25 protein-coding genes are annotated in these 21,841 nt (G+C 27.1%); 1 reads left to right on the top strand and 24 read right to left on the bottom strand.

Annotated features, from left to right (window positions below; translation table 11 throughout):
- Positions 1-151: 151 nt before the first annotated feature.
- The 3 genes from BLS77_RS03110 to BLS77_RS03100 form a co-directional block, all read right to left on the bottom strand.
- Entirely contained in the window at positions 152-1,030 is an 879-nt protein-coding gene (locus BLS77_RS03110; RefSeq protein ID WP_089965752.1) for a tyrosine-type recombinase/integrase, read from the bottom strand.
- 81 nt (positions 1,031-1,111) lie between these two features.
- A complete protein-coding gene (spoIIM, locus tag BLS77_RS03105; protein ID WP_089965749.1) occupies positions 1,112-1,738 on the bottom strand; it encodes a stage II sporulation protein M in 627 nt (208 codons plus the stop codon).
- 451 nt (positions 1,739-2,189) lie between these two features.
- Positions 2,190-2,708: an NUDIX domain-containing protein gene (locus BLS77_RS03100; protein ID WP_089965746.1), complete on the bottom strand. Its 519-nt coding sequence runs from the start codon at positions 2,706-2,708 to the stop codon at positions 2,190-2,192.
- Between the two features lie 248 nt (positions 2,709-2,956).
- Between BLS77_RS03100 and BLS77_RS03095 the strand changes: the two genes are divergently transcribed.
- Positions 2,957-3,151: a hypothetical protein gene (locus BLS77_RS03095; RefSeq protein WP_089965743.1), complete on the top strand. Its 195-nt coding sequence runs from the start codon at positions 2,957-2,959 to the stop codon at positions 3,149-3,151.
- 116 nt (positions 3,152-3,267) lie between these two features.
- On the opposite strand, the gene BLS77_RS03090 is transcribed toward BLS77_RS03095, so the two are convergent.
- The 21 genes from BLS77_RS03090 to spoIIIAC all read right to left on the bottom strand — a co-directional run bounded on the left by BLS77_RS03090 (position 3,268) and on the right by spoIIIAC (position 21,831).
- Positions 3,268-4,056, bottom strand: a complete 789-nt coding sequence (locus BLS77_RS03090; RefSeq protein ID WP_089965741.1) for an HAD family hydrolase — start codon at positions 4,054-4,056, stop codon at positions 3,268-3,270.
- A 97-nt stretch (positions 4,057-4,153) separates the two neighbouring features.
- A complete protein-coding gene (locus BLS77_RS03085; RefSeq protein ID WP_089965739.1) occupies positions 4,154-4,918 on the bottom strand; it encodes a DeoR/GlpR family DNA-binding transcription regulator in 765 nt (254 codons plus the stop codon).
- Positions 4,919-5,235: 317 nt separating this feature from the next.
- The gene (gene spo0A, locus BLS77_RS03080) at positions 5,236-6,039 is read right to left on the bottom strand and encodes a sporulation transcription factor Spo0A (RefSeq protein WP_089965737.1); all 804 of its coding nucleotides are present in this window, start codon (positions 6,037-6,039) and stop codon (positions 5,236-5,238) included.
- Positions 6,040-6,488: 449 nt separating this feature from the next.
- The gene (gene spoIVB, locus BLS77_RS03075; protein WP_089965734.1) at positions 6,489-7,679 is read right to left on the bottom strand and encodes a SpoIVB peptidase; all 1,191 of its coding nucleotides are present in this window, start codon (positions 7,677-7,679) and stop codon (positions 6,489-6,491) included.
- 170 nt (positions 7,680-7,849) lie between these two features.
- On the bottom strand, positions 7,850-9,550 hold the full coding sequence (gene recN / locus BLS77_RS03070) for a DNA repair protein RecN (RefSeq protein WP_089965732.1): 1,701 nt from the start codon (positions 9,548-9,550) through the stop codon (positions 7,850-7,852).
- A gap of 22 nt (positions 9,551-9,572) precedes the next feature.
- Complete coding sequence (locus tag BLS77_RS03065) at positions 9,573-10,022, bottom strand: arginine repressor (protein ID WP_089965730.1); 450 nt, start codon at positions 10,020-10,022, stop codon at positions 9,573-9,575.
- Between the two features lies 1 nt (position 10,023).
- Positions 10,024-10,875 carry an NAD(+)/NADH kinase gene (locus BLS77_RS03060; RefSeq protein ID WP_089965727.1) on the bottom strand — a complete coding sequence of 284 codons (852 nt, stop codon included), beginning with the start codon at positions 10,873-10,875 and terminating at the stop codon, positions 10,024-10,026.
- Between the two features lie 185 nt (positions 10,876-11,060).
- Positions 11,061-11,870, bottom strand: a complete 810-nt coding sequence (locus BLS77_RS03055; protein WP_089965725.1) for a TlyA family RNA methyltransferase — start codon at positions 11,868-11,870, stop codon at positions 11,061-11,063.
- An 11-nt stretch (positions 11,871-11,881) separates the two neighbouring features.
- Positions 11,882-13,738, bottom strand: coding sequence for a 1-deoxy-D-xylulose-5-phosphate synthase (gene dxs, locus BLS77_RS03050; protein WP_089966525.1), 1,857 nt, complete (start codon positions 13,736-13,738; stop codon positions 11,882-11,884).
- A gap of 21 nt (positions 13,739-13,759) precedes the next feature.
- Entirely contained in the window at positions 13,760-14,629 is an 870-nt protein-coding gene (locus BLS77_RS03045; protein WP_175490777.1) for a polyprenyl synthetase family protein, read from the bottom strand.
- Positions 14,619-14,840 carry an exodeoxyribonuclease VII small subunit gene (xseB, locus tag BLS77_RS03040; protein WP_089965721.1) on the bottom strand — a complete coding sequence of 74 codons (222 nt, stop codon included), beginning with the start codon at positions 14,838-14,840 and terminating at the stop codon, positions 14,619-14,621. Before xseB ends, BLS77_RS03045 begins: the two co-directional genes overlap by 11 nt.
- A gap of 12 nt (positions 14,841-14,852) precedes the next feature.
- A complete protein-coding gene (xseA, locus tag BLS77_RS03035; RefSeq protein ID WP_089965718.1) occupies positions 14,853-16,052 on the bottom strand; it encodes an exodeoxyribonuclease VII large subunit in 1,200 nt (399 codons plus the stop codon).
- On the bottom strand, positions 16,042-16,890 hold the full coding sequence (locus BLS77_RS03030; protein WP_089965715.1) for a tetrahydrofolate dehydrogenase/cyclohydrolase catalytic domain-containing protein: 849 nt from the start codon (positions 16,888-16,890) through the stop codon (positions 16,042-16,044). Before BLS77_RS03030 ends, xseA begins: the two co-directional genes overlap by 11 nt.
- Before the next feature lie 24 nt (positions 16,891-16,914).
- The gene (gene nusB / locus BLS77_RS03025) at positions 16,915-17,319 is read right to left on the bottom strand and encodes a transcription antitermination factor NusB (protein ID WP_089965713.1); all 405 of its coding nucleotides are present in this window, start codon (positions 17,317-17,319) and stop codon (positions 16,915-16,917) included.
- 332 nt (positions 17,320-17,651) lie between these two features.
- The gene (locus BLS77_RS03020; RefSeq protein WP_089965710.1) at positions 17,652-18,053 is read right to left on the bottom strand and encodes an Asp23/Gls24 family envelope stress response protein; all 402 of its coding nucleotides are present in this window, start codon (positions 18,051-18,053) and stop codon (positions 17,652-17,654) included.
- A gap of 89 nt (positions 18,054-18,142) precedes the next feature.
- Positions 18,143-18,742, bottom strand: coding sequence for a SpoIIIAH-like family protein (locus BLS77_RS03015; protein ID WP_089965708.1), 600 nt, complete (start codon positions 18,740-18,742; stop codon positions 18,143-18,145).
- A 38-nt stretch (positions 18,743-18,780) separates the two neighbouring features.
- Positions 18,781-19,389, bottom strand: a complete 609-nt coding sequence (gene spoIIIAG, locus BLS77_RS03010; protein ID WP_089965706.1) for a stage III sporulation protein AG — start codon at positions 19,387-19,389, stop codon at positions 18,781-18,783.
- A gap of 10 nt (positions 19,390-19,399) precedes the next feature.
- Positions 19,400-19,990 (bottom strand): stage III sporulation protein AF, encoded by a 591-nt coding sequence (gene spoIIIAF, locus BLS77_RS03005; protein WP_089965703.1) that lies wholly within the window; start codon positions 19,988-19,990, stop codon positions 19,400-19,402.
- Positions 19,991-19,992: 2 nt separating this feature from the next.
- The gene (gene spoIIIAE / locus BLS77_RS03000) at positions 19,993-21,231 is read right to left on the bottom strand and encodes a stage III sporulation protein AE (RefSeq protein ID WP_089965700.1); all 1,239 of its coding nucleotides are present in this window, start codon (positions 21,229-21,231) and stop codon (positions 19,993-19,995) included.
- 9 nt (positions 21,232-21,240) lie between these two features.
- Complete coding sequence (gene spoIIIAD / locus BLS77_RS02995; protein ID WP_089965697.1) at positions 21,241-21,624, bottom strand: stage III sporulation protein AD; 384 nt, start codon at positions 21,622-21,624, stop codon at positions 21,241-21,243.
- A gap of 9 nt (positions 21,625-21,633) precedes the next feature.
- The gene (gene spoIIIAC / locus BLS77_RS02990) at positions 21,634-21,831 is read right to left on the bottom strand and encodes a stage III sporulation protein AC (RefSeq protein WP_089965694.1); all 198 of its coding nucleotides are present in this window, start codon (positions 21,829-21,831) and stop codon (positions 21,634-21,636) included.
- Positions 21,832-21,841: the final 10 nt, after the last annotated feature.

Here is a 21,841-nt window from a genome sequence, read left to right as displayed (position 1 = left end):
GTTTTATAAATGCTTGTTGACTTAGTTAAACTGAAAACCCCTTAAAACATTCTAGTTTATCAATAGTTTCCCAAGGACAATTATCCTACTCCTAAACTATCTAATATTACTTTCTTAATTTAAATATCTACTTTCAGCTCTAAATCACTTATTATGCTCTAGGATGAAAATTTTTATAAACTATATTTATTTTATCATTATTTATTATTTCATAATAAGTATCCATATAAGTAAGAACTTGATTACCTAATAGTTTTTGAACCGCTCTCACATTAGCTCCATTTTGCAATAAATGAACCGCAAAAGAATGTCTAAAAGTGTTTAAATTAACATCTTTTTTTATTCCTGCTCTATGGGAGTATTCCTTTACAATTCTCCATACTCCTTGTCTTGTTAACTGGTTTCCATTTAAGTTTACAAAAAGCGTATCTACTCCTGCGGATGCTATATGCTCTCTTACTTTATAATACTCTTTTATAGCTTCTACTGCGCTTCTACCAATTGGAATTAGCCTTTCAAAATTTTTATTATCATGACACTTCACAAAAGATAAATCCAAATTTATATCCCAGGTTCTTATTCCAATAACTTCTGAAACCTTCATGCCAGTTGCATACATTAATTCTAAAATAGCAGTATCTCTTATTCCCTTGTTACAATCCTTATCTACTATTCTTATTATTTTATCCACTTCTTCAATTGTTAATACTTCTGGTAGTTTTTTAGTTGTGGATGTACTTTTATAATATATTTTAGGAATCTCTGTAACTACTTTTGAATCCTTTAAATAATTATAGAAACTTCTAAGACTAATAACAATTCTATTTATAGATCTCTCCGATTTTCCTTCACTTAATAGATGTTGTATATATGCAAGCACTGCAATATTATCTGTTTCAATAACATCTAAATTTTTAGTATTTAGATGTTTAATATAAAGATTAACATCTGTAACATAGGCATAAACAGTATTTTCACTCTTGTGACTTATCAATAATGATTCTCTGTAGTTATTCACAATTTCTTTCATAATTCTCCCCTATCCCATTATACTTATTTCTATTCGACAAAAAACTTATATTACCTTTATTTTTTAGCCTAGCCTCAATAATTAATACAACTTACTAGATATAAATTTAATTAAATTTGGGCAAATAAAGGTTTCAATAATAACGCCTACTACAAAGAGACAAAACAGAAACCCTAACTTAATTAATAATTCATTAGAAAAAATATTGTTTTTTGTTCCTTTATTTAAAAACTTCTCTTTTAATTTTATTGATGACATTTCAATTGATATAATACTTATACCAATGAAAAATGGTATATAAAATATATTTTGAGGTATTATAGATGCAAGAGCTATCCAAATTCCCTTTCCACTAAATGTAGTTATCAAAAAGCTAAATGTATATCCTAATGTAAATCCCTTAAATAAATCTACTAATAAAATTATAGGCGATCCGATAATCGTAAATGATAACATTAAAATTAAAATTATAATTACTATGTTCTTTTTTAAAATATCAATAAATAATATTTTTTTATCTATTGGCTTGTCCCCTAAGCTATTTATAAATGTAGTAAAATAGTTAGATAAATCTGTTGTATCACTTGTATTCATATATTTTATTGTGTACGTACCCAAAACTATTCCTATACAGAAAAAAACTAATACTAATATATAAAGCATTTTATTTTCTCTAAATTTTGAATTTAACTTGTTTACAATATTCATGTTTTCCCTCCTCAATAGTTGCTATAGATAATACTTATGATAATTACATTACATATATTCACAATTAAATATATGTAACATATAGAAATGTTAGACATTTTTTTTATTATTCTATCCTTATCTAACATTTTCATTTTTTTTATACAGTACTTCATTTATTTCCGGTTAAAATATACATATAATTTCAGCAATATATGCTGTTATAAAACATCAGTCTCCATCTTTACATAATTAATACTATTACAAGTAATGTTAAGTAATTGCATAGTATTAATTTACTTAATACTATAATTTCTGAATTATATAAACATAACTTATCAATTACATAATCTTTTTTGTTCTCTATTTCTAAAATATATTAAACTTAATATTTCTTTATACTCTATATATAAAAATAAAGACTAGAAAATCTATTTTAGATTTCTACCCTTTACTTTAACTTTCTCAAATTTTATAAATACATAAGTGAACTTATTGTTTTAGTATCTATTATTTCTCCATTCTTTATCATTGACTTTATTTCTTCAATAGTAAATATTTTTACTTCTGTAAATTCATCTTCATCCAAACTTTTTTCACCTTGAAATAAGCCTGTTGCTTTATATAGATGTATTAATTCATCACAAAATCCTGGGGCTGTAGCTATTGTACCAAGAAAAGTTACATTCTCTGCTCTATACCCGGTTTCTTCTTCTAATTCTCTAATTGCACAAAGCTTTGGATCTTCGCCTTTTTCTAATTTTCCCGCTGGAATCTCTAAAATATTTTTTTCTAAAGCCTTTCTAAATTGCTTAACTAATATAACTGTTTGATTATCTATAAATGGAATAATAGCACATGCTCCTGGGTGTTTTATTATATCTCTATTTCCTATTTTACCATCTGGAAGCTCAACATCAACATTAATATAAGTCATAAAATTCCCCTTATGTATAATTGTTTCAGTTATAGTCTTTTCATACAACTCCATTCAAAACTCTCCTTTAACTTTATTTTTATTATAGCATATGATTAATCAATATAAGTATTTATAGATTAACTTAAATAGTGACTATAAACAAATAATATATCGGTAGAATCTAATATATTTTTCACCAGTAAAGCTATACTAATATAAATAGAAATGATATACTTTAAAAGAAAATTAAAAATATTCAAAAAATAAAGGAATTTAATAATTATTGTAGAAATATATTATTATAAAGGTGGTGCTTATTAATGAACGAATTACAATGGCAATTAAAAGAAAGCAAAAGGGAATTAGTAATGTGGAATAGGGATCATAAATCAATTTATAGAGAAGATAAAATTAAAGAGTTAACTAATAAAATTAAATTACTTGAACAAGAAATTTTTGATATAGAATATAAGGAATTAGAAGAACAAGAACGACTAAACGGATTACAATGCTAATTTATTTGAAAACGATTTTGTAAAAAAGTATCTTAGTCATATTAAAAAATATATTATTAAAATAAAAGATGATTTCTAACAATGTAGAAATCACCTTTTATTTGTATATATTCGTTCTATTTTAATCTCAGTACTTCCTTTATAGCCTTAACTACTCCATTATTATCGTTACTTTCAGCTATGAACCTTGATACTTTTTTCAAATTATCATGAGCATTTTCCATAGCATAACTATAATAAGCACTTTCCATCATTTCTAAATCATTTAAATAATCTCCAAACACCATAGTTTCTTCATATCTTATATTTAGAAGTTCTTGTATTTTATTTATAGTTATACCTTTATTTACACCCTTAGCCGTAATATCTAACCATAATTTACCTGAAACAGTTACTTGGAAAGCTTGTCTGTATTCTTCGTAATAGTTATTACTGTTATTTTCCGAACCCGAGAAATCACATATTGTTACTTTTAATATATCATCTTGAACTTTAGTTAAATCTTTAACCACTTCATATTGTTCATAATACTTTTCTGTTTCTTTTATAAATCTACTATCAGCTTGTTCAATATAAGCTGATTTTTTGCCACATACAATAACATAAGCATTGTTTATTGTTCTTCCTACCTCTATTAACTTCTTAGCTGAAGTTTTATCTAATGCATTAACTAGTAATTCCTCACCTTTATAGACCACAAACGTTCCATTTTCAGCTATAAACATCATATCATCCTTAATATCTTCAAACCTTTTTAAAAGATTATAATATTGTCTTCCACTTGCTGCTGCAAAAATAACCCCCTTTTGTTTAAGTTTTTTAAAAATTTTATAAAATTCTGGATTAATTTCATTATTTGTATTTAATAATGTTCCATCCATATCAGTTGCAATTAACTTTATCATATGTACCTATCCCTACCTTTTTAATTTTTATAATATGTATTCTTAATTAGTCGTTTTTTTAAAACTATCTCATCTTGAACTTTTGTTTTTTACATTATTAATATATTACTTCTACTTCATATTTTTTCAAACCTTCCATTAACTTTTCATCAGGTTTGATATCTGTAATTATAAAATTTATATTTTTCAAACTAGCAAACTTATAGGACCCATCTCTATAGAATTTTTCATTTGTGACTACTAAATAGTTTTTTTTACTTATTTCCATAATAGCCTTTTTAGTGTTTGCTTCATCTAAGTTAAAGTTACTTATAAAATTTCTCTCTATATTTATTCCACCTGTTCCAATAAATGCTTTATTAACTCTAAATTTTCTAATAGCATCTATTGTTTCTGATCCTATTGTTCCTCCAAGCTTCTTATTATAATTTCCACCAACAAAAATAACATCAACATTTGGGCTATAATCGAACAACATACATATTCGATTCATATTTGTTATTATAGTAATATTTTTTTGAATTTTCTCCAAGACTGTTGCTATTGCATAATTTGTACTAGATATATCTAAAAATATAACATCATTTTCTTCTATTTCATTAAATACTACCTTAGAAATTTTTTCTTTTCCATCTAAGTCACTTATAACTCTTGCTGTAGTGTTCTCATTATTCAATATTTTTCTTTCTAATATAGCTCCCCCATAAGTTCTCTTAATAAGACCCTCACATTCTAATTTTTGAAGATCCTTACGAATCATACCTTCTGAAACATTAAATTTTTCACTTAAACTTTTGACAATCACTTTCCCTTCTAATTTTAGTAATTGTAATATTGCCTCTAATCTTTCTTCCATGAACATTTGTTTTTCACCCCTTTAATTTCTATTATTAATTAATTTAATAGTGAATTTCAAATTACTTTCTATTGTTTATTATCACTTGTTATCATTTTATAACATTTTATAGAATATTTCAATATATAATTAAAATATTAAAAATTAAATTTTAATATTTTATATAAAAAAGCACCTTTTATCTATTGATATTTAAAGCAATAGATAAAAGGTGTTTTCATAATTTTAATTATTCTAACTCATTGATATAGTTCATAGATCTCATAGATATTTTTATTTTGTTTATAGATATGGATTCTATGAAGAATAAGAATTACACGAGTTTAGCTAACTTTATTTTTAAGTCTTAATTTATCAGCAATAATTGCAATAAATTCTGAATTAGTAGGCTTTCCTTTTTCAGTGTGAACTGTATATCCAAATAATTTATTTATAGCTTCAATTTGTCCTCTACCCCAAGCAACCTCAATTGCATGTCTTATCGCTCTTTCAACTCTTGAAGCAGTTGTGTTATATTTTTTAGCTATTGATGGATATAATTCTTTTGTTACTGCTGACAGTAACTCCATATCATTTACAACCATCATAATAGCTTCTCTTAAATACATATATCCCTTGATGTGTGCTGGCACTCCTATTTCATGAATTATAGCTGTAATTTCAGTTTCTAAATCCATAGGCTCTTTAGTTGGCATTTCACTTCTCATCATTCCAGATTGTCTTCTTACTGGTTCACTTGTTGTAGATCCAGTAAACATTTCTCTTATTCTTTTAGTAAATACATCCATATCAAATGGTTTTACCACATAATAATCAGCACCTAATGTTATTGCTTTTTGAGTAATCTTATCTTGCCCAACTGCTGATAAAACAATTACTCTCGGCATCTTTTCTAATTCCATAATATTCAATCTTTCTAATACCCCAAGACCATCTAAATGTGGCATAATTATATCTAACACTACTAAATCCGGTTTTCTTTCCTCAATTAGAGTTAATGCTTCTCTTCCATCCTTAGCAATCCCTATAACAACTATGTCTCTTTGATTTAAAAGATAATCATTTAAAATACTGCAAAATTCCTTGTTATCATCAGCTATTAGTACTGATATTTTTGATCCATTCATATTTTTCTCCCCTTATTCCCTTTTTTTCAATTCCCTAATTAATTAATTCTATTAAAGTTAAATTATTCCTTTTATTTCGAAGTATTTTTCAAAATAAACCTTAGTTTCATAAGTTTTTTTGTATATTTTGTTATAAGTAATAATTTAATATTATTATAACACATATAATATATGAAAGATAGATATTTTACATTATTTTGAAATTATTTTATTTTATCTCTTTATTTCATAATTGTGTTTAAATTAATAATAATTTTATATATTTTTTTACTTAATTAGTGTTTTAAAATTTATTTTTATCTATATTTAAACATATTTACCAATAAATTAAATTTTTTCTATAATATAATAACACTTACAAATAACATTTATTACAATAAATAACTAGTCAAATATCCTTAGGATTTTTGACTAGTTATTTATTTTATAATTGAATATTTATATTTAAACTAATTTAAAACTCCAGCATCCTTTAACATCCATTCAATATAAATTCCATATCCTACATCTGGTTTATTTATTAAAACATGTGTAACTGCACCAACTAATTTATTATTTTGTATAATTGGACTTCCACTCATTCCTTGAACTATTCCCCCAGTCTTTTCTAACAATTCTTGATCAGTTACTTTTATAACCATACTTTTAGGTCCTGGTTCATCTTGAGATAATAATTTTACTATTTCTATATCATATTCTTTAGGACCTTTTTGATCTATTGAAGTAATTATTTTTGCTGGTCCTTCTTTAATTTCGCTTCTAAATCCAACTTTCATTGGTTTACTATATGATTCATTTATTATTGAATTTTCTGTTTTTCCAAAAATTCCTGATTTAGTATTTTTATCTATTGATCCTATACTTATTTTATCATTTATAAATAAACCTTTTAACTCTCCTGGTGTTCCCTTTTCTCCTTTTCTTACACTTAATACTGATGAAGATAATAACTCTCCTGTTTTTATTCTAAATGCTTTATTAGTATCACCATCTGTAATTGGATGTCCTAACGCTCCAAAAGTTGATGTTTCTTTGTGATAAAAAGTCAATGTTCCAATTCCAGCAGTAGAATCTCTTACCCATAAACCTAATTTATATTCTTCTTCTTCTTTTAATAAATTCACTTCTTTAGAAATTATTTTTTCATCTCTCATCAATTCCATATTTACCTTTTGGCTTTCACTATCTTTTATTTTTTTAGATAAATCTTTAGAACCTTGAATTTCTTCTCCATTAACCTTTAAAATTACATCTCCAAGTTCTATACCTGCATTTTGACCTGGACTAGAAACTTCACCTTCTTTTGTTTGCATTTCAAAGTGTCCTACAACCAAAACTCCCTCTGTAGATAGCCTAACACCTACACTACTACCACCTGGATAAACTTCTAAATCATTTACTTTTTGAACAGATACTGACTTTAATGGTATTAACCCTAAAAAACTTACTTTTAATTTATCTTTTGTATATTTTAGTTTATTGAATGTACTAATTTTCGGGAAACAAATATCGGAAGTTTGAACCGAATTATTAATATAAACAACTTCTGGTATATCCCTTAAACTAAGGAAAATTATTAATCCCAGAATCAATATTGGAGTCACTACTATACTGTATTTACTTAAACGCTTATATGACATATTATCTCCTCCTTTGCTTCTGTCTTTAAGTTTCCCTTTTAGAGTTTTTTATATGCTGTAGGAACATTGTTATAATAGTTAAATATTAATATTTAATTTAAATAAAAAAAATAGAACCACGGTAAATTACCATGGTTCTATTGTTTACATTATATATAATTCTTATGTATTTAATTATATAAATTTCTTATTTCATTTTTCTTTAATTCAGCAAATTCAACCATTTCAGATGCATTTTCTAAGGTTACCTCACTTATTTCATCTCCACCAATCATTTTTGCAATTTCCTTAATTTTATCATATTTAGATAAAGTCCTTATTTGGGTAAAAGTCTTACTATCTTTAACCTTTTTAGATACAAAATAATGACAATCTGATAAGGCTGATATTTGAGGAAGATGAGTTATACAAAGCACTTGATGTTTGGTAGATACTTGATACATTTTTTCTCCAACTCTTTTTGCGATAGTTCCACTTATTCCTGTATCTATTTCATCAAATATTAAAGTAGGTATTTTATCTTTTCCAACAAATACACATTTTAATGCAAGCATTATTCTTGATAATTCTCCACCTGATAATACTTTCTCTAATGATTTTAAAGGTTCTCCTGGATTAGTAGAAATTAGGAAAGTTACATCATCATAGCCTTTGCTATTAAACTCATCTATTAAATTAACATCAATTTTAATAATAGCTTTTTCTAACCCTACATAAGCTAATTCTTGTTTTATTTCATATTGTAGAATTTCTGCATTTTCATTTCTAATTAAATGCATTTTCTCTCCTAAAACCCTCATTTTTTCAATGATATTATTTGCTTTTTCTTTTAATTCTATAATTATTTGCTCTGAATTAACTAATTCATCACATTGATTCTTAAGTTTTGTATAATATTCAAGTACATCTTCAAGAGTTTTTCCATATTTCTTTTTATAAATACTTATCTCATATATTCTTGAATTTATTTTTTCTAACGTATCCTCATCATAATAAACTTCACTCATAAAATCTCTTATTTCTCTTGATACTTCTTCAATTACATAAAAAGCACCTTCAACTTGTTCTCTTTTATCTTTAATTTTTTCAAAATGTTCTTCTACAAAAGACAATTCATTTATAACCTTAGATAAGCCTTCTAAAACAGATACACCTTCTTTAGGTTCATCCAAATGAGCATAGGAATTTCCAAGAGCTAGAGAAATTTTTTCTGCATTTGAAAGACGATTAAACTCTTCAAGTAACTCTTGATCTTCTCCAACTTTTAATTTTCCCTTTTCAATATCATCTATTTGAAATTTTATATAATCTATAAGTTTTTCCCTATCCTCATTTCCTCTTAATCTTTCGACTTTATCTTTTATACTATTATATTCATCTTTTAAAACAATAAATTTTTCTAATAAAGCATCTATTTTTTCTCCACAAAAACTATCTAAATAACCAATATGAGAAGATTTGTGTAGTAAATTTTGATTTTGATTTTGGCCATGTATATCAAGTAATTTTTCTCTTATTTTCTTTATACAACTAAGCACTACTGATTTACCATTAACTTTTATTATACTTTTTCCTGAAATTGTAGTTTCTCTAGATATTATTAGTATGTCATCAGCTTGAATTTCAAGTTCTTTAAGTGGTACATAAACATCCTCATTTTCTATAGAAAAAACAGCCTCTACAAATGTTTTCTGCTCTCCATATCTGATTAAATTTTTAGAAAACTTTCCCCCAAGAACATAATCTATAGTATCAATTAATATAGATTTACCTGCTCCTGTTTCACCTGATAGTATGTTAAAACCTTCTCCAAACTCAACAGATAACTCCTGAATTAAAGCAAAATTTTTAATGTTTAATTGCAATAACATTCTATCCCATCCTTCATATCCTTTATAAAATCATTTTTCTTACTTTACAGACTAATTCTTCTGCTTTTTCAATACTTCTAACTAATATAAATATAGTATTATCTCCAGCTATAGTTCCTGCAATTTCTGTAGGAATTAATATATCTATAGCCTCTGCCGCTGCATTAGCGGCTCCAGTTAATGTTTTTACAACTACAAACTTATCTACATTTTCTACTGATACAACTGCATTTGATAAAATACTAGATAGTTTATTGTTTATATCTCTTTGTTCCGTGGAGGATGCTATATATCTATAACTTCCTGAAGAACTTTGCATTTTTATTAATTTTAATATTTTTATATCTCTTGATACTGTAGCTTGAGTTACATCAAACCCATCATTTTTCAATTCATCTGCTAATTCTTCTTGAGTTTCTATATCTTTATCATTAATTATCTCTAAAATTTTACTATGTCTTCTAGGTTTCAATTTAATCACCTTCACATTCTTTAGAATTATTTAATATTTTTGTTCTTAGAACTTTAAAATAATCATAATCATCAAATAATACAATTTTTGCATATTCTTTTGATTTTTTGATTTTTATTAGAGCTTCTTTATTTGATTTAATGGCTTTTTGTCCATCAAAGGTTATATATATTTCCTCTTCCCCATTTTCAGCCATAATTTCTATTTCACTATCACTATTTAATACAATAGTCTGCATTCCTTTTGTATGTGCACATATAGGAGTAACTGTAATTACATCTACATCTGGATATACAAATGGTCCTCCCGCTGAAAAAGAATATGCTGTAGATCCTGTTGGCGTTGCAATTATAATTCCATCACCCTTAAAAGTATAATATCGTTTACCGTCTATAAAAACTTGAAACTTAACCATACGAGATAAAGTTCCTCTTGCAACAACAATATCATTAAGTGCATTACGACTATTTTTAATTTCTTTTATTGCTAAGTTGCACTCTAACATCATCCTATTTTGGATTTTATATTTTCCATTTTTCAACTTATCCATAGCCATATCTAATCCTGATATTTCAACACTTGATAAAAATCCTAGGTTTCCAATATTAATTCCAATTATAGGTGCATTACTTCTTCCTATTAGTTCTCTAGCTACACCTAAAATTGTTCCATCTCCACCTAGGACCATAATAATATCTATTTCTTCTTTAAAGTCATAATCAGAAATTTTATAACTATCTAAAACTACTATTTTAGAATCTGTAAATACTTTTTTAACTTTTTCTAGAACTAAATCTAGAATTTTATTTCCTTTATCCTTTAATGGATTTATAGCTATTATAATATTCTTCATAACTCCTCCAACACTTAGGGGTGCTAAAATAAAATAATAAGTAAAAGATTCTTAGGATATTTTGCACTAGCCCAAGATCCACATCTGCTCACATTGAGCATTTAAGGGTTATTTCGATTAAGCATAGTACATAATATATAAGAATCTCACTATTTATTTTTTTAAAGATCCCTTACTATTTAAGTTTATAATTGATTATGTGACATTTCTACTATTTCATCAATTTGTTCTATTTTGAAATTTGATGGTTTTTCTTTATTTTTTGTAAAATAAACAAGATATTCTCTATTGCCTTCTGGCCCTTTAATTGGAGAATAGCTTATCCCAAGTATATTTAATTCTTTTGATATTAAGTAATCAACTATTTTAGTTACTACCTCTTTATGAACATTTATATCACGTATAACACCTTTTTTACCAACTTTATCTCTTCCGGCTTCAAATTGGGGCTTAATTAAAGCTACAATTTCTCCATCTTCCTTTAAAAGATTTACAGTTGCTGGCATTATTGTTTTTAAAGATATAAATGAAACATCTATAGATGCAAAGTCTAATTTTTCTCCTATTTCTTCTGGAGTTACATATCTTATATTAGTTCTTTCCATACATACTACTCTTTCATCTGTTCTAAGTTTCCAAGCAAATTGTCCATATCCAACATCTACTGCGAAAACCTTACTTGCATGATTTTGTAGCATACAATCTGTAAATCCTCCAGTAGAAGCACCAATATCCATACAAACCTTATCTTCTAATATTATATTAAAAGACTTCATAGCTTTTTCAAGCTTAAGTCCACCTCTACTTACATAAGGAATCTCTTCCCCTTTAAATATTATCTCAGCATCTACATCAACTTTTTCTCCGACTTTATCCACTCTATGTCCATTTACAAAGATTTTACCTGCCATTATATTAGTTTTTGCTCTTTCTCTTGATGTAATTATACCTTTCTCTACTAAAAGTATATCTATTCTTTCTTTTTTAATTGACATGATAATCTCCTTTATCCTTGAAGTTCTATAATTGTTTCTGCTATTCCATCCCCATCAAGTTTTGCTTCTTTATATAATATGTTAACTGCTCCATGAGTAATAAAATCATCCTTAAACCCTAAAGCTTTAAACTTATTTTCAAATCCAAGTTCTACTAAATTCATTAAAACTGAATTACCAAAACCACCACTTATCATATTATCTTCTATAGTTACTATATTGTATTTATTATCAACAAGTTCCTTTAATAACTCTGTATCCTGTGGTTTGACAAAAGTTGCACTTATTATTAATGGATTTATTCCATTTTTTTCTAGATTTTTTTTTGCAAGAATTGCATGCTGTACCATTTTTCCTACAGCTATTATTGCAATTTTTTCTCCATTTATTATCTTTTCCCATTTCCCATATTTTATTTCAGTTAGTGGCTTAATATCTTTTAAAATATCTCCACCTCTTGGATATCTTATTGCAACTGGCATATTTGAATTTACAGCCCATTTAAGCATTATTTGTAAATCACCTAAACTCTTAGGTGCTAATATATTCATTTTAGGTATTTGATTTAAATATGAAATATCAAATATACCTTGATGTGTTTCTCCATCTTCACCAACTATACCAGCTCTATCTATTGCAAATGTTACAGGCATTTCTTGAATACATACATCATGTATAACTTGATCAAAAGCTCTTTGCAGAAATGTTGAATATACTGCAAATACAGGTCTTAATCCCTGACTTGCCATTCCAGCTGCTAATGTTGTTGCATGTTGCTCTGCTATTCCTACATCAAAAATTCTATTTGGAAATTCTTTAGCAAAGTCTTTAAGCCCAGTTCCATCTGGCATTGCCGCTGTTATTGCAACTATTCTATTATCTTCCTTTGCTAACTCTATCATAGTATCCCCAAAAACCTTTGAATAATTTTCACTGGCTGAACTAATTACTTCTCCACTTTCTAAGTCAAAAGCTCCTACACTATGAAATTTACCTGGATTTTTTTCGGCTAGTTCATAACCTCTACCCTTTTGAGTTATAGTATGGATAATTACAGGTCCTTCTATTTGTTTAACCTTTTTAAATACTTCGTTCATCATATCTATATCATGTCCATCAATTGGGCCAATATATTTAATACCCATATCTTCAAATAGCATAGATGGAACAACAACTTGCTTTATTCCGTCTTTAATTTTGCTTAAATAATAAGCTACTCGTTTTCCTGTATTTGATAATTTTAGCGAGGTATTTATGTTTGATTTCAATTTGTTATATTTAGGATCAACTCTTATTTTATTAAAATAACTAGATAATCCACCTACATTTTTAGAAATGGACATTTGATTATCATTTAAAATAATTATCATTTTAGTTTTATTAAACCCTACGTCATTTAAAGCTTCAAAAGCCATCCCACCAGTTAACGCTCCATCACCTATAACTGCAATAACTTCGTTATCTTCACCTTTAATATCTCTAGCTCTTGCCATTCCAAGAGCTGCTGATAGTGAGGTGGTACTATGACCTGTATCAAACGAATCATATTTGCTTTCACATCTTTTAGGAAATCCACTTAACCCACCATATTGTCTAAGTGTGTTAAACATCTCTTTTCTTCCTGTTAATAGTTTATGAATATAACTTTGATGACCAACATCCCAAACTATTTTATCTTTCTCTAGATCAAAGCTTTTAAATAAACTTAAAGTTAGCTCTACAACTCCTAAATTTGATGATAAATGTCCACCTGTTTTAGATAAACTATCTATTAAAAACTCTCTTATTTCAACTGATAAAGTTTCTAATTCTTCATTAGATAACTTTTTAACTTCATCTGGACAATTTACTCTATCTAATAACTTAATCATATTTTATCATTCCTTACGTTAAAATTCTCTATTTAATAATTCTAGGGTAAGTTCTTTTAAAACCTTAGTATCTACTGAAATCTTATTTAATAATTCTAAACTCTCCTTTGTAAGTGAGTTGCATTTTTCTTCACAATATTCTAATCCAAATACTGTTACAAAGTTTGATTTATGATTATTTTCATCACTTTTAATGTTTTTACCAAGTTTTTTCACATCACCTACTAAATCTAGTATATCATCTTTTATCTGAAATGCTAATCCTAATTTTTTACCGAATTCACTCAAAATATGAGAATCATACTCTGAGGCTTCTGCCAGTATTGCTCCAGCTTCTATAGAAACCCTTATAAGTTCCCCAGTTTTCTTTAAGTGCATATATTCTAATTCATCTTTAGAAATTTTTTTACCCTCATTTATTATGTCAACAACTTGCCCTCCAATCATACCTTCTGGGCCTGCTGCTTTTGCAATTTCTCTACTTGCCTTTAATGCTCTTTCCCCATTTTTTAAAGAATAATCCATCATTAGCATCATAGCTTCATTTAGTAATGCATCTCCAGCTAATACTGCAATATCTTCTCCAAATTTTTTATGACTTGTAGGTTTCCCTCTTCTTAAATCATCATTATCCATACAAGGTAGATCATCATGTACTAATGAATATGTGTGAATCATTTCAATGGCACAAGCCATATCTATTACATCCCGCCAATCTTCTTTATATAGATTATAGGTTAATAATGTTAATATTGGGCGTATTCTTTTTCCACCTATATTTAAACTATAGCTTGCGGCCTCATAAATTATTTTATTGTATGTGCCTTTGCCTTCAAAATAATCTTTAATATATTTATTTATTTCTTCTTTGCACTCATTAATTATCATTTCCATTATCAATCTCCACTTCTACATTTTCTTTAATGGTAGTTAATTTTCCTTCTAATGTATTTAGTGTTTTGTAAATTTTATTTACTAGTTTTACCCCAACTTCATATTCTTTCATTGCATCTTCTAAATTGAGTTCTTTTTCTTCTAGATTTTTCAATACTTCTTGAAGATTAATTACCATATCATTATACTTATCTTTCTTTGCCATTTTAACCTCTCCTTAATCCAAAGGGTTAAATACCCCTTTAACAAAGCCATCTTTTAAAATTATATTTATTTGAATTTCTTTATTTAGCTTTTCTTTTTCAGATATTACATTTTTATTATTATCTTGGACTATTGCATATCCTTTAGATAATATATTCATTGGGTTATAAGCTTGTAATATATCATTTAGAGATATTACTTTTATCTTTTCTTTTTCTATTTTATTAGCCATTGTTCTACTTAATCTTTCTTTTAATCCATCAACTTCTAAATAACTGTTTACTATTTTATTTAAAGGGCTATTTAGCTTTAGTATTCTACTTAAACTATTAACCTTATTTTTTTCTTCTGAAATTCTATTGTTAATTAATTCGTTTATTCTTCGCTCTATTTGATTTAAACCTAGCAACATATCACTTTCCAAAGGAACTGCAAGTTCTGCTGCTTGTGATGGTGTTGATGCACGTAAATCAGATACAAAATCTGATATAGTGAAATCAACTTCATGTCCTACTGCTGATATTATAGGAATGTTAGACTTAAATATTTCCAGCGCTAGTTCTTCTTCATTAAAGTTCCATAATTCTTCAATGGAGCCTCCTCCACGTCCTATAATTATTAAGTCTACACTTTTTTCACTATTGAAGTATTTAATACCTTTAATTATTGATTTATATGCTCCTATACCTTGAACCTTAGCTGGATATAAAACAATGTCCACTATGGAACTTCTAGTGCGCGTTACGTTAATTATATCTTTAATAACAGCTCCTGTTTCTGATGTGACTACTCCTATTCTCATTGGCATAACTGGAATAGCTTTTTTATATTCTTGATCAAAGTATCCTTTTTTTAACAATTTGTCTTTTAGCTTTTCAAATTTAATGTGTAGTTCTCCAAGTCCTTCTTTTCTTATATCATTACAATATAATTGAAGTGATCCATTCATTGGATAAATAGAGCAGCTAGCGCTTATTACAACTTCCATACCCTCTTCAAGCCTAAAATCTAGATCATAAGCTTTTCCTTTAAACATAACACAATTAATTTTACCATTAGAATCTTTTAATGAAAAATATATATGTCCACTTGTATGATATTTCAAATTAGAAATCTCCCCTTTTACAGAGAGATTATTTAAAATAAAATCATTATCTAAAATTTTCTTTATATAATTGTTTACTTCTGAAACTGATAACGTCTTAATTCTCATGTTTTTCTAAAGCCTCACATGCATTTTTTATTAGTAATGTTGTAGTTAAAGCTCCCACTCCACCGGGTACTGGTGTTACAAAAGATGCTTTATTTATTACATCATCAAAATCAACATCACCTGTTATTTTACCTTCAAAGGAAGATGTTCCAACATCTATAACCACTGCACCCTCTTTTATATATTCAGAGTTTATAAACTTAGGTTTCCCTATTGCAACAATAAGTATATCTGCTCTTTTACAAACCTCTTTAATATTAGCGGTTCTTGAATGACATATAGTTACTGTAGCATTTTTATTAAGTAATAATTGAGCTACAGGTTTTCCAACTATATTACTTCTACCAAGTACTACAACTTCAGCTGATTCTATAGTTATATCTAAGCTTTCTAACAAAGTTATAATTGAGTTTGGTGTACATGGCAGAAAACTGTTTCCACCAGTATAAAGCTTACCTTGACTTTCAAATGTTAAACAATCTATATCCTTATATGGAGAAATTGTTGAAATAATTTTTTTTTCGTCTAAGCCTCTTGGAAGTGGCACTTGTAACATTATTCCTTGAATACTATTATCCTTGTTTAATTTATGTATTAAGTCTATTATCTCTTCTTCAGAAATAGTTTCTTCAAGTAATATTTTATCAAATTTACATCCAAGAGAAGTAGCTACCTTTTCTTGACTGTTTAGATAGTAAATAGATCCACCATCTTCACCAACTAATATAGATGCTATTTTAGGAATAGTTAGCCCACTTTTATTTCTTTTATTAATGAAAGTTTTTATTTCTTCTTTTATTACACTCGCAACTTCTCTACCATTTATTATTTGCCCCATTTTTCATTTCCCCTTTATATGACTTTACATTTTTTTAAATGTATTATCTAATACTCCGTTTATAAATGCTACACTCTTCTCATCTGAATATATTTTCGTAAGCTCTAGAGCCTCATTAATTGCAACTTTTTCTGGAACATCCTCTAAATATAACATTTCTGCTACAGCTAATCTTAATATAGTTAAATTAACTTTAGATATTCTATCTAGCTTCCAATTAACTAAGGCTACAGTAATTTTTTCATCTATTATTTCTTTGTTTTTTTCTACAACCTCTAAAATATTTTTTATGTATTCAACATCTATTGTTTTAAGTTTCATTTCGTACTCTTCTATAAAATGCTCTATTGTTTCCTCTAAAGTATTTTTACTTAAAGTCATACCAAAAAGTAATTCCATTGCTATTTCTCTTGATTTTTTTCTATTCATAATATCCTCCTGCGTAACTGGTTTTAATGTTATTATGCACTTTTGAAATGTATAATAATCATTTGTGTATTATTATTATAATATATTTTAACACAAGGTACCATACCTTGCCATAGTAGATAGTAACACATAAGCGCTTAATTATCAATTAACTGAATTTTATTTTTTCTTATATCTAGTCATTTGCGGTAAATATACCTTATATATATGCTGTATAAATTAAAAAGGTAGGTCAAAGAATTATCTTTAACCTACCTTTACCAATATTAACGTTAATATTATTTAAACTATATTGATTTTTAAACTAAAAATTATGTTTAAAACTTAAAAGTCTAGTTATTTTCTTTAGTTTCTTCTTTGTCTTCTTTTTTTTCTTTTTTCGCTTGATAAATGCTTTGAACATTTACGTTTATAAAATCTACTTTTAACCCTGTCATTGCCTCAACTGTTTTTTTAACATTTTCTTGAACAGCTTCAACAACTTCTTTAATTTTTAAGCCATATTGCACTGATACATTTAAATCAATAGTAGCGCTATTTTCACCTAAGGTAACTTTAACACTTTTGCCTGAGCTCTTTTTTGACTTTAATAAATTTGATATATTATTACCAACACCCTGTTGAAACTCTACTACCCCTTGAATTTCTTCAGTAGCAATACCTGCAATCACACTTACAACTTCATCAGAAATTTTAACAATTCCAATATTTACATCATTGTTCAAATTTTCCATTTTCTTTTTCCCTCCTTGATGTTTTGTAACAAACAAAACTCCTTTTTCTTATGTTTATTATATCAAACACATTATTATATTACAATAAATTATTTCTTAGGCTCTATTATAACTTCGCTCATACTAGAAACGTCCTCAACTATTTCTTGAATTGCACAAGTTTGATCTTCTGTTAATTGTTCTTCTGCTTTCAAAACTACTCTAACCTTATTTCCTTCGATAAAACAAAGAACATCTTCAAACCCTTTATTCTTAACATTTAATTCTATTCTTCCTTCTTTATCTTTTATCATTATTTTTTCTTGTAATTCTGTTGTTGCAATATCTTTCTTTTCTTGCGAAATATTTTTATCCTCGCTTATAGATTTTAATTCTTGAGTTGTAGCTGCATTTTGTTGTTCCTTAGTGCTTCTTTGTGAAAAGAAGTAATCTTGACTTGCTAAAGTTTCCTTATCACTTTTCTTTTCATTTTTCTCTGCTTTTTTATCTGCTTTTTCTTTTTCCTTTGCTTCCTTTTCTTGTACCTTTGCATCAGCCTTCTTGTCTGCTTGTTCTCCCTCACCGGCTAAAACTTGACTTAAATCAGTTGGATCAGTTAACCCATTAGTGTTTAATTTTGCTGATAACACTCCTACACATACTATAAGAGCCATTAGCGTAAAGATAATTCCAAATTGTTTTTTTGTCATAATTTTTTCCCCCCATCTACTTTCTATTGAATTATATGCTAACTTTCCATAAGATATACATTAACTTTATCTAAAGATATTTCATAAAGCCTCGATACTGCCATTTGAATATCATATTTTATTTTACTGTTCCCAGCACCTTCTGCTGCTACTATTATCCCTGTAATAGTAGGATTATTAGTTTGAAGAATTACAGGTTCATTGTCTCCATCTAAGCTCTTCATAACAACCTTGCTTCCATCTGTTTTTTGATCATTACGCCTAGTTCCTCCTTCCCTATCTGTTTCTTCCGTAACTGCTACTTGATTATTATTATCTACAGCAGGAATCTTAACTTCTCCACTTTTGAAATGCATCATAACTTCAACCTCTCCAACCCCCTCAATCTTTTTAAGTATACTTTCAAGTTCACTTCTTTGCTTTTCTTCATATTTTTGAGTTTCTATATTAATATTTTTAGTATTTGTATTTGTTTCCTCAACTGTAACTGAACTATTTGTTGTCTTTGATTTATCTTTTTTATTATCTGTAAAAAAACTAATTACAATTAATAAAAAAGCTAATATTAAAACAACAACTACAGCATCTTTAATTTTTTTATTATTAAGGATATTTCTTATATCTTTTTTTAGATCCTCTCTTTTCATCTCACCACTCCTATTTTTCCTGCTTATATATTTCTATATTTTTAGCTTTTATATTTAAAATTTGTTCTAGGTAAATTTTAATTTCTGTTTCTCCATTAACTTCCTCTTCTTTAGTTTGTGAACCTATAACCGCACTTGAATCTGACCTATTTATTTCAATCTTTTGTATTTTTTTTATACTATCATCCTTAACTCCTATTTTCACTTTATCTATGTCATATGTCATGTTTTTAATATCGATATTACAGCTTATGTCACTTTCAAACTCTCTTCCCTTAAATTCTTCTTCAAGTAATTTATTACAGTTTTTATTTAAGTTATTTTTAAATGACTCCTCTCTATTTCTATCTACCCTTCCTTTATCCTCATTTTTATCCATTTTAACGAACTCTTTTTCATATCTATTGATTTCGTTTATTACTTTAGTTTCTCCTTTTGAAAATAAGGATACAATTGGAGTTAGCATAACAGAAATAAGTATTAGTCCTAGAACAAAATTTATATATTTTTTAATACTGTTATCAGGAGCTATTAATTCCACTGCTGTCATTAAAATTATTGTTGTTACTAGTGTTGTTATAAATGCAGATATACTCTCCATATTTATCCCCCTATAACAAATTTTCCTGCTGATGCCATTATAGCTAACAATATAAAGAACATAAGACTTACAGATAAAACACAAGACATTATGAGAATAAGAGATTCTCCCGCAGCGTTTATAGAACTTGTAATTCTTTTATCACTTATTGGTTCTATTAATGCTGCTGATAATTTATATACTAATGCCAGTAAAATAAGTTTTAAAACTGGATATAGCATAAGTAGTATTATTACAATAAGCCCAATTGAACTAATTGCATTTTTAATTATTAAGGAATATCCTGCAACCGCTGCAATTGCATCTGAGAATGATTTCCCTACTATTGGTATGAAATTATCTATTGCAAACTTAGCCGTCTTTAAAGTTACTGCATCTATTGTAGAAGATGTTATTCCTCTAACTGTGAGCAATCCTATAAATACGGTTAAGATAATGCCTTGTAACCATAATGTTATTTGTTTTAGCAATTTACAAAGGTTATCTATTTTATGTTCACTAGACATATTATTTGCAAATTGTAATACAAAGCTCATTAAAATAAGTGGTATTATAACATTTAAATAAATTCTAGGAATTATTAAGGTAGCTCCAAGTATAATTGGATCCATTGTAGCTGCCTGAGTAAAACCACCTGCCGAGCCTAACATTATTACCAATATAGGTAATAATGCCGACATAAAATCTGATATTTTAGTTATAACATCTGTTGCTATAGTTAACGAAACTAAAAAACTTTTACTTAAAATAACTATTAACATACAATAGCAAGCATAAAAAGCAATATTAGATATGCTTTCATTTGAAAATGATGCTTGCAAATTTTTAAGTAATGAACATATTATGGCAATTACCACTATTGATATAGAAAGTGATAATACTGTCTTTACTTCTTTAAAAAGAAAGCTTACTATTGCTCCTCCAACTTTTTCAAAGGATAAATTACCTTGTCCACTTTCTAAATAGCTTTTAAAATACTCAATTGGATCTAATTCATTCATTAATTCCACATCTGATTTCATATTATTTATATATTCATATAAACCATCTATTTTATCTTTAATTTCCTCATCTTTCATTAATTCACTATTTTCTAAATTATTTTTATATTCATTAAATACGCTTTTTTTACTAGTATGTTCTTCTGCATAAACAACTCTATATGGATTTATTAATACCCCAGTAAAAATAATCATACCTGTAACCATTATTATAAAAACAACTTTATTTATTTTTTTCATAATTACCACCTACAACATCTGCAGTATAGTATCTAATACTGCCATTAAAATTGGTATTGCTAAGCCAAGTATTAATATCTTGGCAGAGAAGTCCACCTTTGACGCTATGCTTGAAGCACCTGCATCTTTACATATTTCACTACAAAAGGAGGCTAAATATGCTATAGCTAATATTTTAAATACTATGCCTATATAAACACTATCGATATTTGCTCTATCAGCTATATTTTTTAAAAAATATATTACATCACTTAATTGACCAATTATAAATAGAAAAATTATAATTCCTGCTACTAATGCTATTAATATTGATAAATCATTTCTTCTATCCTTAAATAATAAAAATATAGATAAGGCTACAAATGCAAAAGCTACTATTTTAAATATTTCCATATTCTTCACCTACAACATAAACATAGTCTTAACTGAATCAAACAAATTAGCAATTAGCCCTATTACTGTTAGAAGTATAATAACAACTCCTGCAATATTAGTAATTACCGCAATATCTTTTTTCCCACTGCTTTCAAGAACCTTATCTAATACTATTAATAAAATTCCCATGGCTCCTATTTTAAATAAAATATCTACATTTAGCATAATAAATTCC

Source organism: Clostridium gasigenes, from assembly GCF_900104115.1.
GTDB lineage: Bacteria > Bacillota > Clostridia > Clostridiales > Clostridiaceae > Clostridium > Clostridium gasigenes.
Note: the sequence above shows the minus strand (reverse complement) of the source record. Positions and strands in the feature narration are given on the sequence as shown.